This is a genomic window from Candidatus Kapaibacterium sp. (assembly GCA_023957315.1).
Lineage (GTDB): Bacteria > Bacteroidota > Ignavibacteria > Kapaibacteriales > UBA2268 > PGYU01.
Genome location: JAMLHE010000003.1, coordinates 172,911 through 186,295 on the forward strand (window position 1 = coordinate 172,911; position 13,385 = coordinate 186,295).

A 13,385-nucleotide genomic window follows, 5' to 3' on the forward strand; every position below is an offset into this window, starting at 1 on the left:
TACAAATATTTCCGGAGTTAAAAAAATGAGTCTAAATAATGAAGAAAGTGGAACAAGACCAAATCAACCGTCTATGCCACCATATCCTCCCCCGCCATATCAAAGAAAGCGTAGTTCAGGTTGGGTAATCCCACTCGTAGTAATCGGTGCTTTAATAGTAGTTTTCTTTATTTTTATTGCAATTATGTTTGCTTCTTTAGGTTCAATGTTCGAATCTAAGCAAATCACAGTGAAAGAAAATTCTGTTCTTTATTTGACATTTGATGACGGATTACAAGAATACAGCAAACAAAGCCCCTTTAGTATATTCACAGGCAATAAAGGTGGCGCTTCATTCTTGCAAACATTGCGCGCTATTGAAAATGCCAAAACCGATGATAATATAAAAGGGATATATATAAAACCCGGCTTGACCGGAATTGGTTGGGCAAAAGCAATAGAAATGCAAGACGCTCTCGAAGATTTCAAATCCTCAGGTAAATTTATTTATGCCTTTATGGAAATGGGCGGCGAAGGTCAATATTTCCACACTTTGCCTGCTGATACCATTTTCGTGCCGAGCGAAGGCTTAGTCGAAATGAACGGTTTTGCAGTGACATCTATGTTCTTTACCGGTTTGTTCGAGAAACTCGGGATTAAATATCAGCAGAGTATTTGAAGAAGATTTAAGTCAGTTGGGCGATATGTTTTCAAAGAAAAAATATACAGATTCTGCTCGTCACCAAATTGAAGTGATAATCAAGCAAAGAATGGATAATTTTGTCAATGCCATAGCAAAGTACCGGAATTTGGATAAGGAATTCATCATTCAATCATTAAATACAGGCTACTACACCGCCGACAGTCTCAAAGCATTAGGATTTATTGATGTTATGGCTCAAGAGATGAGTGTGCTCGAATTTATCAAATACAGAGCAAATGGCGACGAATACAATTTCCCATTGAATGTTCATGAATCAGCCGATTCTTACACAGATATAGATTATGAAGGGAAACTCAGATTTATTTCACCATCGGCTTATATTTCGACTATAAAATCAAATAAGGATGATATTCATGACGAAAATATTCATATCGCAATTATCAATGGCGTAGGTGGAATCAATTCCGGTCGTGATAATTCTTTCAGCGATGATTATTCGATTCGTTCCGGTGATTATGTTCGCCAACTCCGCAAAGCCAGGGAAGACGAAAATGTGAAAGCGATTATCCTTCGCATTGATAGTCCCGGCGGCTCTGTAATAGGTTCAGATGAAATTTGGGAAGAAATCATCAAAACTCGTAAGGTGAAACCTGTTTACGCTTCGATGAGTGATGTAGCTGCATCCGGCGGATATTACATGGCTATGGCTTGCGATACAATCATTGCACATCCTGCAACAATAACAGGGTCAATCGGTGTAGTTCTCGCTATTCCAAATTTTACAGGCACAATGGATAAACTCGGTATCACAACAGACACAATAGCATCCAACAAATCAGCACAATTCTTAAATACACTTTATCCATTCGATGATGCTTCAAAGCAAAAATTATATACAATTTCAAAAGCAATGTATGACCGCTTTTTGAACAAAGTCGCACAAAGCCGCAACATGACTTATGATGAAGTACGCTCATTGGCTCGTGGCAGAGTTTGGACAGGCGAAGATGCAATGAAACACAATCTCATAGATGCTCTCGGTGGATTGGATGATGCAATTGACATGGTGAAAAATAGATTGGGAATTCCACTTGATAAAAAAGTTTATGTCAGGTCATTCCCCGAAGCCGAAGATGAAATGGTCGCATTTTTAAGATTATTAGGTTTGGGAGATGATAACGATAGCGATTTAAAATATAAGTCAAATTTTGTTGAAGCTCTCGGATTCAGCCAAAACCAATACACATCAGTAATGGAAATGATGCCAAAAGCAATCCAACCACATTTGAAACATGCTTTAGATATGTACCAAATGTCAGAAAAAGAAAACGTATTAATGTCAATGCCTTATTTGATTGAAATCAAATAGAGTTACGATATTCACTTGAAGTTAAAAAAGCTGTCTCAGAAATGAGGCAGCTTTTTTTTGTAGTTAGCAATAAACGTCAAAAAATTGGTTAATTCAATGTACACGAATTTTAAAATGTTAATACTTTGCTGCAATCAACAGTCCATTGGGCAAATTCTTTCATATTGCTTAATTTCACGCCTTCAATGAATGAAATTTTATCAATCCCACGAGCTTCGGAACATCCTCCACAACTCTTGACTTCTCCTCCTTTTTGGATTACAGATTTTATCATCCTTTCAATATTATAATAACCATTTGGAGTGTTCTGATTAGGAAGACCACATAAAACAGCATCCGCCAATAGGAAAATTTTAATTTCTACTTTCTCGCTATGTTCTTTTTGCAAAGTCATAGCCATTCTTAAAGCATTGTATGCTTTTTCAGTCCCATAAGGGGCGTCATTGATGATAATCAAAATTTTTTGCATGTTCTCCTCTTTTTATATTTATTTAAATTTCAGCACTGTGTCATTCTAAATGGATGGCACTATTAATTTTTCTCTTACAAATATTCCTATTCACAAACATAAGGCTTTTATTTAAATTTGCAATAAGTGTCATAATGTTCAATAGTATTCATACAAAAAAACTCCGCTTTGAGGGCGGAGTTTCTTAGAAATTGTTGAAATACTATTAATCGAAGCTTTTGACAACTTTTTCGATTTTTGCAACTGCCCAATCTATTTCATCTTTAGTGATGACGAGTGGTGGTGCAAAACGAATGATATTGACGTGAGTTTCCTTACATAATAACCCTTCTTCTTTGAGCTTTTCGCAATATGGACGAGCCTTTGTTTTGAGTACAAAGCCTATCCATAGTCCACGTCCGCGTACATTTTCAATCATCGGACTGTCAATGGCGCGAAGTTTATCCATGAAATAGTTGCCCAATTCATTTGAACGTTCAATCAATTTTTCGTCAACCATTACTTCAAGAGCCTTCACAGCAACTGCTGCTCCGAGGGGATTACCGCCGAAAGTAGAGCCATGTTCTCCGGGATGAATGACGAGCATTACTTTTTTGTCTGCAAGTACTGCCGAAACAGGATAGAAACCACCCGAAAGAGCTTTCCCGATGATTACCATATCGGGGCGAACATTTTCGTATTGGTGTGCGAATAATTTGCCGCTTCTGCCCAATCCTGATTGGATTTCGTCACAAATGAAAAGCACATTGTTTTCGCGACAAATTTGTTCGACTGCTTTCAAATAGCCGTCCGGAGGAATTACGATACCGCCTTCGCCTTGAATTGGTTCAATCATAACGGCTGCTGTGTTTGGAGTGATTTTGCTTTTCAAATCTTCGGCATTGCCGTATTCATGCATTGGGAAAGCTTTAGTGCAATATGGTCCGAAACCTTTGTTGGAACTTGGGTCGTCCGAGAAGCCTACAATTGTAGTTGTACGACCATGGAAGTTGCCCGTAGCTACGATGATTTCAGCCTTATTTTCAGCAACGCCTTTCACATCATAAGCCCAACGACGAGCTAATTTAATAGCTGATTCGACTGCTTCTGCACCAGAATTCATTGGCAATGACATTTCATAGCCTGTAAGTTCGTTCAATTTTTTGTACAATCTCGGCAATTGGTCATTTCTGAAGGCGCGGCTTGTGAGAGTCACTTTTTTTGCCTGTTCCATGAATGTTTCCATGATTGCCGGATGGCAATGACCTTGGTTTACTGCTGAATATGCAGCGAGACAATCGAGAAAGCGTTTGCCTTCGACATCAACGACCCAGCAACCTTCTGCTTCGTGAATCACCACATCGAGCGGATGATAATTATGGGCGCCGAGTTCATTTTCGATATTGATATAATCTTGAGTTTTCATATATTTAATTCCTTATAATATTATTAATTGTCAAATAGCATAGTTAGAAGTGCCATCCGAACATAGATACCGTTTTCGGATTGGCGGAAGTATTTGGCGCGATGGTCTGAATCAACCTCATGGCTGATTTCGACTGAACGCGGTAATGGGTGCATGATTATGGCGTCGTTTTTCATTACTTTCAAAACATCGGAATCAATATTATAAACCGATAAATCAATCTTTTTGGATTTCAGTCTATCTTGGTTGATTCTTGTTTGGTAAATTACATCAACTTTATTTACAATACCTTTTGTTGTATTTGCCAATTCGTAGCTTACATTACGTTTATCGAGATATTCCAAAATGTCGGGTTTGATTTGCATTTCATCGGGAGCTATAAAATAAAGCTTGGTTCTGTCATATTTCGATAATAAATATGCCAATGAGCGAACCGTTCTGCCGGTATCCAAAGCACCGATAAAAGCGACAGACATACCTTCGAGTGTGTTGCATTCACTGTAAATGGTGTATAAGTCCAGAAGTGCTTGAGTTGGGTGCTGTCCACCGGAGCCGTCACCTGCATTGATAATCGGAACTGTTGACACAGATGCGGCACGCTCTGCCCCACCTTCTTCGCTGTGACGAAGAACAATAACATCCGAATAGTGAGCGATAATTCGAATTGTATCTTCGAGCTTTTCGCCTTCAACTTCAGAAGAAAATTCTCCGGCTTGCTCAGTTGTCAGAACTTTACCACCAAGTCGGTACATTGCCGATGCAAATGAAAATCGAGTTCTTGTAGAAGGTCTGTAGAACAAATTTGCCATAATTTTATTCTCATAATCCTTTGTTCCACCACGAGCAACGATTTTTTTCATCAGCTCGGTGCGTTCAAACAATTCCTTTATCTTTGGCAAAGTAAACTGTTGAGATTCGATTACATGATTTAGATTCATTTTTTGTTTCTCTTAATTATTTAATTAATTTCAATTCATTAAAAATGGCAAATTACATTTTTACGTGTGTTCCGGCATTACCTTCTAATGCATCCATCAAATGTTCGTAAGATGTAATAATAGCATGGCGTCCACCGTTGCGAATATATTTTACAACAGATTCGACTTTCGGACCCATACTTCCCGCAGGAAATTGTCCGGCATTGTGGTATTCCATGAGTTGGTCGCTAGTGACTTCACGTAAACCCTTTTGAGTTTTTTTCTTGAAGTCAAGATAGACTTGGTCAGCGTCAGTCGAAATTATGAACAAATCAACGTCGAGTTTGTTTGCTAATAATGATGAGGACCTGTCCTTATCAATCACGGCTTCACTCCCTACGATTACGCCTTTACCTTTGTCAATAACGGGAATACCGCCACCACCAAGAGCAATAACTACAGCGCCGAATTCAATAACTTTATTTATAATTTCAAGTTGAAGCACTTTTTTCGGTTCGGGGGAAGCAACTACTCGTCTGTAACCACGCGCCGCATCTTCTACAACGTCCCAACCAAGATTTCGCTTCTTTTCCATTGCCACTTCTTTTGTATAAAATGGACCAATTGGCTTAGTTGGATTTTTGAACGCAGCATCTTCGGGGTCAACCGCTACCATAGTCGGTATAGTGGTCACAATATGGTCGAGTCCGTTTTGACGTAGCTCAAACTCTAAGGCACGATGCATAATATATCCGATTTCGCTTTGAGTTGTTGCGACGCACATATCCAAAGTATGAGTGTAAACTTCGCTTGCTGCACGTTCCGACCTGAGCAATGCAGAACCGGCTTGTGGTCCATTACCATGAGTAACAACAACGTGCCAACCTGATTTAATCATCTTCACGATGCTTTTAGCAGTTTGGTGAGCGTTGTAATATTGTTCTTCGATTGTACCGCGTTCGCCGGCTTTGATTAAGGAATTGCCGCCTACAGCTATTAGTGCTTTCTTGTGCATTTTAGTCACGCTTCATGAGTTGATACATAATTGCTTTTTGGGCATGAAGCCTGTTTTCAGCTTGGGGGAATACAACTGAATTTGGAGCATCAATTACGCCGTCAGTTACTTCCCAACCGCGATGTGCAGGCAAGCAGTGCATGAAAATTGCATCCGATTTTGCTTTAGACATCAAATCTTCGTTCACTTGATAAGGCATAAAGATTGCTTTACGCAAATCAGTTTCAGATTCTTGTCCCATCGAAGCCCATACATCAGTATAAACGGCATCTGCATTTGCAACAGCTTTTGCAGGGTCGTGCTCGACAACAATTTTTGCACCTGTTTCTTTAGCATCTTCAACAGCTTGTTGATATGCCATCAAGTTTGGTTCATATCCTCTGGGGCAACCGATTGTAACGTCAACACCAAGTCTTGCACCTGCATCCATCAACGAATGAGCCACATTATTGCCATCACCCATGTAGGTAAGTTTCAAACCTTTGAAGCTGCCTTTGTATTCTTTGATTGTCAAAAAATCTGCCATAGCTTGACAAGGATGTGAATAATCGGTCAAACCGTTGATAATCGGAATAGAAGCATACTTAGACATATTTTCAACTATATCGTGCCCGAAAGTACGAATCATGATGCCTTGCACCATGCGTTCGAGATTTTTCGCTACGTCGTAAACTGATTCGCGCTTTCCGAGATTGATTTCAGCCGGAGATAAGTATAATGAATATCCGCCAAGTTGTTGGATTCCAACGTCAAAAGTTGTGCGAGTTCTGAGAGATGGCTTTTCGAATATCATAGCCAATGTTTCGCCTTGTAGCGCTGTTGCGTATTTTTTTCTGTCTTTTTTCATTTCGAGAGCAATCTCGAAAGTTTCGTGAATTTCCGGGTTCGTAAAGTCACGAACCATTAAAAAATCTTTAGTCATAATGATACCTTTTGAATATTATTTATTAAAATTTTAAAATATTTAGAAGCAAAGTCTTGAATAGGTATGATGCTACGCTAAACCGGCGCATCAGTTGTATAGTGTTTGAATTGGTTTATTTTCCAAGCTCTATTTTTAGGACGCTCGAATCCAAGATGCTTCTCGAGCGTGATTTTGGCACTATAATAATATTTATTTAAACTTATTTTCATAAACTTGTCATGTTACTGTATTACAAAATTATGAAAATTCGGTGACATTAACTAAAAAAAAGGGATTCATAATTGAATCCCTCCGATATAAATTAATACTGTAAAGGATTTAGAACTGAGTTTTCGTTCCTACATATTCCGAACTGTCGAATGCCAAAATCGGTAAGAAAATAAACCCTAGTAGGATAAGTCCAACAGCAAAGCCTGTGCTTTTATTGTAGGCTTTAGCTAAGTCCAAGTACAGGATAATACCAAAAATAATGTTTACAAATGGAATCAATAAGAGAACTATCCACCAAATAGGGCGACCCACAATCTTAAGCATAATGATTATGTTGTAAATGGGTATCAGAGCAGCCCAACCAGGTTCTCCGGCTTTCTCAAAAATTTTCCATAAACTGATTATTACAATAAGAAGCAAAATCACCCAAATCACCATAGAGCCGGCTAAAATGGCTAACAATCCGCCAGTTACTTCGGGGGACATATTGTCTGAATAATCCATAAGACACTCCTGAATTAATGATACTTACAAAAAAATGAGAAAGATTCTCAAATATTTAGTCTTTGAAAAACATTTTCAATGATTGCTTAGAGAGTTCGACATGTTTGGGCTTAATATGAGACAATACTATAGATACAGCGGCTACGAGAGCACCAAGGTCATCGCTGTAACCTATAATAGGAATTATATCCGGAATTGCATCGAGCGGTAAAATGAAATAACCCAAAGCTCCGTATATTACTGTTTTCGCCCATGTTGGGGTATCTTCATCTCGCACGACGTGATATAGAACAAAGACTTTTGATAAAATTTTATAGCTCCATTTTCCGGCATTCATCTTAATCTTAGACCAAAAGGATTTCTCGTCATAATTACGAGCCATTTCCGGATTTAGCAATATGTCTTTTTCTATATTTTTCATCAGAAGTTCCCTACCACACTTGCAGCTGCTACTGAGCCGGCTACAGATGATGCAATAATTGCTGTTACTTCGTTATTAATATCGGCAACAACTTTGCCTATTTTTTCATTTTTGATGTAATCTTCGATTATATTCGCGGCTTGGCGACGTTCCTCTTTAAGGAAAAGCTCATCTATCAAATTTGATGCTTTTATCAAACTCAATAACGCCAAAGTACGGTTGTCAGGCTCTTCATTTTCTAAAACGATGCGTCTGATGGCGATTCGGCTCAATACCTCGGGCATTGGGTCTTGGGTGGGGAATCTTTCTACGGGAATCAACCAAAGAATCTTCTTCTCTTCACGCTTCAAAACACCTCTGTCAACAAGTCCTGTTATGATTTTTTCGGTCAGATCATCAATTGACGAATTGAAATTCTTTATCCAAAATGAAGTATTTTCAGGTTCTACTTTCACTTGAATCAGTCCATGTGCTTCATCAAGTAATTTATTGCCCGTAGGTGATGAACTAATTGAGTAAATTTTCTCGTTACGAATCTCGATTTTTTTAGCTATAAATAGGTCTAATAATAAGGCTCCTGCTAATCCAAATGGCAGTGCGGTTGATACTGACAAAAGTATTTCACCGGTTTTGTCATCCATGCCAAGCAAAAGCAATTCTTCAGCAAGTGTCAATTCCATAGAATATAATTTTTAATGTTAAAAAATTCAAACACAATATAATCACTATCATCAAAAAAAACAAGTGATTTTAATCTTCAACCGGTGTTTCGATAATAATTTGTACTGTACGGCAGTAAAATCTACCTTCGGGGGTGTCATTGCTATAAAGCAACATATCTTCGCCAATGCCTTCGACGATTGCGTTTTTGAGTTTGAGCCTGTCAGCTACAGATTTCGCTCTACGTTCGGATAATCGCTTATTCACATCGTCATCGCCCATCGCATCTGTATAACCACGAACATAAATTTGCGATTTTGCAGTTGCCCGTTCTTTGATGAAGTCCAATACTTTTCTGTGCTCTGAATGCAATTCATGCTTACCGAAATCAAACAGAATTAAGCTGTAATACTCAAATTCCTTATCTTGAATTCGCTCGAGTCGCTTACGGTCTATTGTTAATTGCTCAATAGGCAATCTGTTTTTGGGCGATTCCAAAGTCTGACCCAAACTATCTGTAACTTGGATTGAATAGAAAATATTTCCTGCAGTACGCGGATAATACGGTGTTTTGTCGTTCAATTCCCAATCGAGTTCCTTCTTGGGATTGCCCGAACCTTTGAAATTAACTAATTCATTTCCATCAAAGCTGGCATTTACTTTCCAATCCTTGATGCCAACGGCAGATTTCGTTTCTGTGATAAATCTCAAATCATAATCGCTTATTATTCGCAAAGTATCAATAGTTACAACAGGCTCAGTGATTCGCCAATCATCTGAAGTTATTTCTACACGACGGTTTTCTTCCGAACCTCCGGGTTCGTCATCACGAGTTGCTTTTGACGGCAAATTACGCATATTAATTGGCATACGTGTACCTTCAATTCCCCAAACATCGCGTAAATAATCACGAACTGTTACGGCTCTATCTCTCGACAAATCCTTGTTGTTGCGTTCTTCACCGATGTTGGAGTTGCAGCCTGTTATTTTTATCGTTGCCTCAGGATAATCCCTCAGCCTTCTCCCGACTATATTCAATACATGATAATATGTTTCGAGTGCATCTAAATTTTGCAAATCCTTATTTGTATAAGATTCTGTTTGATTCGGTCTGAGCCTTTTATATCTGCTCGGAATGTCCGATGACAAAGAATCAAAGAAAACATATGTCAAAAGTGGACGCAAATTGAGCGACACAAAATCTTCAATTTTAATATTGAAATTTTTATCTACATTTCCCACAGAATCAACTTTTACAATCAGTATTGACGCATCCAATGCCGGTGGTGCTATAGGCAGTTCCGGTTCCGGAAACGGTGGCGATGGCGGTGGTGGCGGTGGCGGTGGCGGTGGTGGTGGTTCCCTATATTTGACCGAAACTCCGCCGTTTATCGAATGAGCATTCCAGCTTACCCCTTTTACAATCGGAGTCGCATTAAATGTAAAGAACACTTCAGGTGATAAAATCAATGATTTGTCCTTATTCATCGGGAAATGATATCCCGCTCCGATTTTGATACCAAATTGAATGTCCGAAACATCGGGAATATCGCCAAAAGACAAATTCCGTTCTCGTGTGCCATCATTATATGTGCCTCTATCTGAAGGCGAGATAATTTTTTCAGTTTGAATATAATGAGCATTGGCTAAATATCCGATTCGAAATCCGGCGTATGCAATCAAATCAGGCATGAAATAATATCCTGCCATAGGTTCTATTCCGATTGTGCCGTAGTTGGCTTGAATGCTATGTTCGAAAATTCCGATTTGAGACACTCCATCAATAATGATAGTTCTTGGTTCATCTTCGGACAAAGTTCCGTCATAGCTTGAATAGCCCAAACGTATAGTAAGATGCAATTTCTCATCCCAAGGATATTCGAACAAACCACCGAATTCAAACCCGGTGCCTGTCCCGAAGCTATAATTGGGGCAGCACCCTGCTACATTCGGTAATTTGGCGAAATTTGCTGTGTGGAGATTAAACGAAAAATGACCATAAAGCCCAAATCGAGGTTTAAGTTCATAGTTTACGCTGTCCGCTGACGAATCTGTAGCTGTATCACCGTTATCGGCATGGCTGCTGAAAGTGAACAACAAAAGGAATATTATTGAAAGGCTTATGTGCTTTAACATGTATAAAATTTTATTTTCCTGCTTCATTCTGCAAAATATCAATTTTGATTACTAAATCATGCAAATATAATCAATAAAAATTTTTGAATTGCATAATCATGTCTTGATTTTTTTCATAATTTTAAAAATAATTATATTTGAAAAGTCAAATTTCTATTCAGGTAACAAATGAAAAAGTATATTTTAATAGTTCTCGTAGTAATAATTGGCTCGCAAGCCGCATTCAATCAGCAACCACGAATTGACAAAGGTGTGATGATTGAACACAAGAACGAAACTTGGGACAGTATGAAAGTCCATATTGAAAAATTCGAGAAAAAAGAGAAGCCCAAGAAAAAACGTTTCATGCTCGATTTTTCAAATATCAAAGTTCCCGATAATCTCGACGGATTCAAAAGCGTGTGGCATCATGAACCGGTAAAGCAAGCCTCCACAGGTACTTGCTGGTGTTTTGCAGCGACTTCGTTTTTTGAATCAGAACTGAAACGCATTCACAACAAGGAAATCAAGCTTTCGGAAATGCACACCGTTTGGTATCAGTACGTCGAAAAAGCTCGGCGATTCATTACCGAACGCGGAGATTCGGAATTTGGTGAAGGTTCGCAAACCAATGCTGTAATGGCAATGTGGAAGGAATACGGTTGTGTGCCTAACGAAATTTATAACGGAATGCTGCCCGGACAAGAATATCACAACCACAGCAAGATGTTTGGCGAAATGAAATCCTATCTCGAATTTTGCAAAACGAATAACATTTGGAACGAACAACAAGTTTTGGACAATATCAAATCCATTTTGAACAAATATATGGGCGAGCCACCAACCGAATTCACTTGGAACGGGAAAAAATATACACCAAAGACATTCCGCGATGAAGTTGTGAAGCTGAATCCGGACGATTATGTTGATATGATGTCGCTATATGAGCAAGGCTTCGGGAAGAAAACAATATATGATGTGCCGGATAATTGGTGGAAATCGCATGATTACTACAATGTCGCGGTCAGCGATTTCATGTCGGGGCTCAGAAGTGCCATTCGCAACGGCTATTCAATGACATTGAGCGGCGATGTGTCCGAAGCTGGAATTTATTCCTATGCCGATGCTGCCGTAGTACCGAGTTTTGACATACCGGCAGCCTATATTGATGACAATGCGCGTCAATTCCGGTTCAGCAATGGCAGCACAGGCGACGACCACGCCATTCACCTTTGCGGCTGGTTCGAAAATGAAAGCGGTACTTGGTATTTGATAAAAGATTCGGGAAGTGGCGCCAATAACGGCAAGTTCAAAGGCTATTACTTATTTCACGAAGATTACATCAAGCTCAAAATGACTTGCTTCCTCGTTCATAAAGATGCTATCAAAGACATTCTGAAAAATTTCGATTCACAAAGCAGGTTTGAGTAGAGACAGAAACATAGACTGAGAGCGTGTCTTACTCCCTCTCCTTTGGTGAGGGTCGGGGTGAGGTGATTGGTTTCAATTCACCACCCAAAATCTACCAACATACTCCTTGTCACCATCCTTTAAATGTAAAAAGTATGTACCGCTGAGCAACTCAAGTGGGATGGGAAGGTTGCATGTTGGTTTGTTAAATTCCAATTCACGAATGATTTTGCCGTTTAAATCTGCGATTTGACCGGTTATTTGTAAAGATTTAAAATTTGGATTATTGATGTGCAACGTTTTATCTTTGTATTCAAAAGTAAACGGGGCCAAGTTTTCGGTATCTATACTTGCACCTATAAAGATTTTTTCAAAATCAAAGCAATGTATTTTTTCATTTAGCAAAACCATTGAATTATTAGTTTCGTTATGTTCGGGATATCCTGAAAATTTTTTCTTGGTATATATAATCTCGTTATTACCCAATTTGACTATTTTCAAAAATTGAGGTTTTAAAGTCGCACCCACTATTGTAATAAAATCATTAGTGAAAAAACCAAAACCAAAAACTGAATCATAATACTTGTGTAGTGTTAATTTTTCTATATTATATACATGTAAATGATCTCCATTCAAACCAAATCCTACAAATCTCGAATCCGGCGAAAATTTGATTGAGTTGACTTCTTTATCAGCATCTATTGTTGCTAAATTTTTAATTGGTTTCCCTGTCAGCGCATCGCATAGCATAAGTATTGTCTTATTTTCTTCTCCAGTTTTGTAAATGAAACCTCCAATTGCTAAAAATTTGCCATCAGGTGAAATAGTAAAATTCCAAATGCCTATTTCATAATTGATAGTAAAATATTTCACTGTGTCGTCAATATAATTATAAAGACAAAATTGACTTGCTGGGTCAGAAAAAAGGGAGGTTTTAATCAATAAGTTCTTATTGTCGGGCAAGAAATCCATTAGGTTTGTAATAGGAATGTCAAGTTCTTTAGCTATTTCGCCCGTCTCGTAATCAATTAGAATCAATCCATCAATACCACCTGCCAGATACTTACCGTCCTTACTCAAAGCATAAAACTCAAAATAGAATGGAAATTCACGGATGATCTCACCTGTAGTTCCGTTTAATTCATAAACTTCTAATCCCTTGGAGGCAATAATATTGCCATTGGGGTGTATAACAAAACTGTCATAAGAATTCTCTGTCTTCCAAATCAAGTTTGGGTCCGGCTCAGGCTCTTGTGCCAGTGTAAAGTTGCAATACAGCATTGCAAAAGCGAGAAATAAAAATGCTCTTTTCATAAAAATTC

At 38.5% G+C, this 13,385-nt stretch carries 13 protein-coding genes; 3 read left to right on the plus strand and 10 right to left on the minus strand.

What is annotated here, in order from left to right:
• Positions 1–25: 25 nt before the first annotated feature.
• Both M9949_04215 and sppA read left to right on the plus strand, forming a co-directional pair.
• On the plus strand, positions 26–658 hold the full coding sequence (locus tag M9949_04215) for a S49 family peptidase (protein ID MCO5250608.1): 633 nt from the start codon (positions 26–28) through the stop codon (positions 656–658).
• Positions 659–683: 25 nt separating this feature from the next.
• Positions 684–2,012: a signal peptide peptidase SppA gene (gene sppA, locus M9949_04220; GenBank protein ID MCO5250609.1), complete on the plus strand. Its 1,329-nt coding sequence runs from the start codon at positions 684–686 to the stop codon at positions 2,010–2,012.
• Positions 2,013–2,121: 109 nt separating this feature from the next.
• Here sppA and M9949_04225 read toward each other — a convergent pair whose 3' ends face one another.
• From M9949_04225 to M9949_04265, 9 genes are all read right to left on the minus strand, one after another.
• On the minus strand, positions 2,122–2,481 hold the full coding sequence (locus M9949_04225; protein MCO5250610.1) for a DsrE family protein: 360 nt from the start codon (positions 2,479–2,481) through the stop codon (positions 2,122–2,124).
• A gap of 205 nt (positions 2,482–2,686) precedes the next feature.
• Positions 2,687–3,886 carry an ornithine--oxo-acid transaminase gene (rocD, locus tag M9949_04230; protein MCO5250611.1) on the minus strand — a complete coding sequence of 400 codons (1,200 nt, stop codon included), beginning with the start codon at positions 3,884–3,886 and terminating at the stop codon, positions 2,687–2,689.
• 23 nt (positions 3,887–3,909) lie between these two features.
• Positions 3,910–4,824, minus strand: coding sequence for an aspartate carbamoyltransferase (gene pyrB, locus M9949_04235; protein MCO5250612.1), 915 nt, complete (start codon positions 4,822–4,824; stop codon positions 3,910–3,912).
• Positions 4,825–4,876: 52 nt separating this feature from the next.
• Complete coding sequence (gene arcC, locus M9949_04240; GenBank protein ID MCO5250613.1) at positions 4,877–5,818, minus strand: carbamate kinase; 942 nt, start codon at positions 5,816–5,818, stop codon at positions 4,877–4,879.
• Between the two features lies 1 nt (position 5,819).
• Positions 5,820–6,746 carry an ornithine carbamoyltransferase gene (gene argF, locus M9949_04245; protein MCO5250614.1) on the minus strand — a complete coding sequence of 309 codons (927 nt, stop codon included), beginning with the start codon at positions 6,744–6,746 and terminating at the stop codon, positions 5,820–5,822.
• Between the two features lie 315 nt (positions 6,747–7,061).
• Positions 7,062–7,457, minus strand: a complete 396-nt coding sequence (locus M9949_04250; protein ID MCO5250615.1) for a DUF5684 domain-containing protein — start codon at positions 7,455–7,457, stop codon at positions 7,062–7,064.
• A 55-nt stretch (positions 7,458–7,512) separates the two neighbouring features.
• Positions 7,513–7,878: a DUF1232 domain-containing protein gene (locus tag M9949_04255; GenBank protein ID MCO5250616.1), complete on the minus strand. Its 366-nt coding sequence runs from the start codon at positions 7,876–7,878 to the stop codon at positions 7,513–7,515.
• Positions 7,878–8,558, minus strand: a complete 681-nt coding sequence (locus M9949_04260) for a GPP34 family phosphoprotein (protein MCO5250617.1) — start codon at positions 8,556–8,558, stop codon at positions 7,878–7,880. The genes M9949_04255 and M9949_04260 overlap by 1 nt, the downstream gene beginning before the upstream one ends.
• 70 nt (positions 8,559–8,628) lie before the next feature.
• Positions 8,629–10,674 (minus strand): OmpA family protein, encoded by a 2,046-nt coding sequence (locus tag M9949_04265; protein ID MCO5250618.1) that lies wholly within the window; start codon positions 10,672–10,674, stop codon positions 8,629–8,631.
• A 168-nt stretch (positions 10,675–10,842) separates the two neighbouring features.
• Between M9949_04265 and M9949_04270 the strand changes: the two genes are divergently transcribed.
• Complete coding sequence (locus M9949_04270; GenBank protein ID MCO5250619.1) at positions 10,843–12,084, plus strand: peptidase C1; 1,242 nt, start codon at positions 10,843–10,845, stop codon at positions 12,082–12,084.
• 72 nt (positions 12,085–12,156) lie between these two features.
• Here the strand turns inward: M9949_04270 and M9949_04275 are convergent, their stop codons facing one another.
• Positions 12,157–13,377 carry a hypothetical protein gene (locus tag M9949_04275; GenBank protein ID MCO5250620.1) on the minus strand — a complete coding sequence of 407 codons (1,221 nt, stop codon included), beginning with the start codon at positions 13,375–13,377 and terminating at the stop codon, positions 12,157–12,159.
• Positions 13,378–13,385 lie beyond the last annotated feature (8 nt).

Bases quoted from the DNA above. Each gene is read 5' to 3' on its own strand.
- M9949_04215 (MCO5250608.1), top strand. From the start codon at position 26: ATGAGTCTAAATAATGAAGAAAGTGGAACAAGACCAAATCAACCGTCT.
- sppA (MCO5250609.1), top strand. From the start codon at position 684: ATGTTTTCAAAGAAAAAATATACAGATTCTGCTCGTCACCAAATTGAA.
- M9949_04225 (MCO5250610.1), bottom strand. From the start codon at position 2,481: ATGCAAAAAATTTTGATTATCATCAATGACGCCCCTTATGGGACTGAA.
- rocD (MCO5250611.1), bottom strand. From the start codon at position 3,886: ATGAAAACTCAAGATTATATCAATATCGAAAATGAACTCGGCGCCCAT.
- pyrB (MCO5250612.1), bottom strand. From the start codon at position 4,824: ATGAATCTAAATCATGTAATCGAATCTCAACAGTTTACTTTGCCAAAG.
- arcC (MCO5250613.1), bottom strand. From the start codon at position 5,818: ATGCACAAGAAAGCACTAATAGCTGTAGGCGGCAATTCCTTAATCAAA.
- M9949_04250 (MCO5250615.1), bottom strand. From the start codon at position 7,457: ATGGATTATTCAGACAATATGTCCCCCGAAGTAACTGGCGGATTGTTA.
- M9949_04255 (MCO5250616.1), bottom strand. From the start codon at position 7,878: ATGAAAAATATAGAAAAAGACATATTGCTAAATCCGGAAATGGCTCGT.
- M9949_04260 (MCO5250617.1), bottom strand. From the start codon at position 8,558: ATGGAATTGACACTTGCTGAAGAATTGCTTTTGCTTGGCATGGATGAC.
- M9949_04265 (MCO5250618.1), bottom strand. From the start codon at position 10,674: ATGTTAAAGCACATAAGCCTTTCAATAATATTCCTTTTGTTGTTCACT.
- M9949_04270 (MCO5250619.1), top strand. From the start codon at position 10,843: ATGAAAAAGTATATTTTAATAGTTCTCGTAGTAATAATTGGCTCGCAA.
- M9949_04275 (MCO5250620.1), bottom strand. From the start codon at position 13,377: ATGAAAAGAGCATTTTTATTTCTCGCTTTTGCAATGCTGTATTGCAAC.